We start from the raw sequence: 2,026 nt of genomic DNA, 5'->3' as shown, positions 1-2,026 counted from the left end.
AGAAAGACGCTATAAACGCGGGCAGAAAAATAGTGATCGGCATGATGTTATTGGCCGATCGACATGATGTTATTAGCCACCTGTGTGCAAAAAACAAATTACAACCATGCCTGATGGAGCCTTACCTCTACGAGATATCCCCAGGCCATAGCGAATTAATGACCAGTCTAACCTTCCCCGTACTGCGTGACGGCAAATTCACCGGTGTTGTTGGTGTCGATCTAAACTTACCATTATTCCAGAAACAGGCCGAGGAGTTATCCAAAACGCTTTACGCCGGAACCGCATCGGTACTACTGCTCAGTAGTAAGAAACTCATCGTCAGCAGCAGTCAGCACAAGGATAAATTGGGCAGACCGCTGGATGAATTAGACGGAGATGAAGCAGAAAACTGGAATCGTCTACTAACAAGTGATACGCCGACACTGGTTAACAACCACTTTATCTGGGCTCGCTACCCAATCGAAATTTCCATGGCAGGCCAGACATGGGCCTTGCTGCTATCGGTTCCCCAAGAGCAAGCGACCGCTCAAGCCAACCTGATAGCCAGGGAGCTGCACGAATTGATGAAATATGTAGAGGTGAAACAAATCATCATTGGCATGGTGATCACTTTGGTTGCCATCATACTGCTGGTGATATTGCTCAGTTCAATCGCTAAACCTCTACGCCTTATTACGACTCATGTTGCGGACTTGACCTCTGCAGAGGGCGATTTGACACAAAAAATAGGCGTGAAGATCCATGCAGAACTGATTACTCTCGCCCGTCACCTCAATCTTTTTATATCCAAGCTCCGCGATATCATTGTCGAACTGAAAAAGGTGGGTCATGAAGTGAGTGCCGAGTCCGTTCGTGTAGGTACCATCGCCGATGAGATCCACGACAGTGTCTCGTTGCAACACCGCGAAATTGATAGCGTGGTGACAGCAATGCACGAGATGAGTACAACCGCATCGGATGTTGCTCGTTATGCAGCAGAGGCCGCCACTGAAGCGGAACATGCAACCAAACAAACCGAAGACGCTCAGCAGACACTCTCCCGAACCAAGCAGGAAATTGAATTACTGGCTGCCGAGATGGGCACGGCGAATAAGGCAATCAGCCAGGTAGCTACCAGCAGCGCCAATATCAGCGGCATTTTGGATGTGATACGTGCCATATCAGAACAAACCAATTTGCTAGCCTTGAATGCGGCCATAGAAGCGGCTCGAGCAGGAGACATGGGGCGTGGATTTGCCGTCGTAGCCGACGAGGTAAGGGCCTTGGCGTCGAAGACCAGAGTGTCGACCGATGAAATCGGTACTCTCATCAGTAACTTGCAAAATGAAGTCGCGAATACGCTGGGGATCATTAATTCAGGGGTGGATCGAGCACACACTACCGTACGTAGCTCAGACGAGGCGTATACCAGCTTATTGCACGTCGTGCAGCAGATCCAGGCTATGTATGACCACATTACCCAGGTAGCAACGGCAGCCGAGGAGCAAAGCTCTGTCAGTGAAGAGATCAATATGAATTTGACTCGAATTGGTGATGCCGCAGGGATGCTCACCCAACAAGCAGACCGAGCCAACCAGGGTAGTTCGAGCTTGAAACAACAAGTTCATCATCTGGAAGATCAACTTGGCAAGCTCCGCACTTAACTGAATAAACTGCGCATAAAAAAATCCCGCCTTAAGGCGGGATTTTAAATTTGGTGGGTCGTGCGGGATTCGAACCTGCGACCAATTGATTAAAAGTCAACTGCTCTACCGACTGAGCTAACGACCCATCTTAAAACTTGGTGGTCGCTACTGGGATCGAACCAGTGACCCCCTCCTTGTAAGGGAGGTGCTCTCCCAGCTGAGCTAAGCGACCTGGGACTAACTAGTGGGTTGTGGAAATACTTCAGACCTCGAAGTTATTCCCAACAATACCGTTTTCTTACAACACTACTAAATTGGTGGGTTGTGAAGGGCTCGAACCTTCGACCAATTGATTAAGAGTCAACTGCTCTACCAACTGAGCTAACAACCCATTTAAA

At 48.9% G+C, this 2,026-nt stretch carries 1 protein-coding gene and 3 tRNA genes; 1 reads left to right on the top strand and 3 read right to left on the bottom strand.

Translation table 11 applies throughout. The features are described from left to right. The coding region (locus ACYVG7_RS05240; protein WP_460882170.1) for a methyl-accepting chemotaxis protein at window positions 1-1,646 on the top strand (1,646 nt) is incomplete at its 5' end. Window positions 1,647-1,697: 51 nt separating this feature from the next. Here ACYVG7_RS05240 and ACYVG7_RS05235 read toward each other — a convergent pair. The 3 genes from ACYVG7_RS05235 to ACYVG7_RS05225 form a co-directional block, all read right to left on the bottom strand. Continuing rightward, window positions 1,698-1,773, bottom strand: a tRNA-Lys gene (locus tag ACYVG7_RS05235). An 11-nt stretch (window positions 1,774-1,784) separates the two neighbouring features. Beyond that, window positions 1,785-1,860, bottom strand: a tRNA-Val gene (locus ACYVG7_RS05230). Window positions 1,861-1,943: 83 nt separating this feature from the next. Beyond that, window positions 1,944-2,019, bottom strand: a tRNA-Lys gene (locus ACYVG7_RS05225). Window positions 2,020-2,026 lie beyond the last annotated feature (7 nt).

It is taken from the genome of Pseudaeromonas pectinilytica, from assembly GCF_054780855.1.
This window is presented reverse-complemented; position numbering and strand designations above follow the sequence as displayed.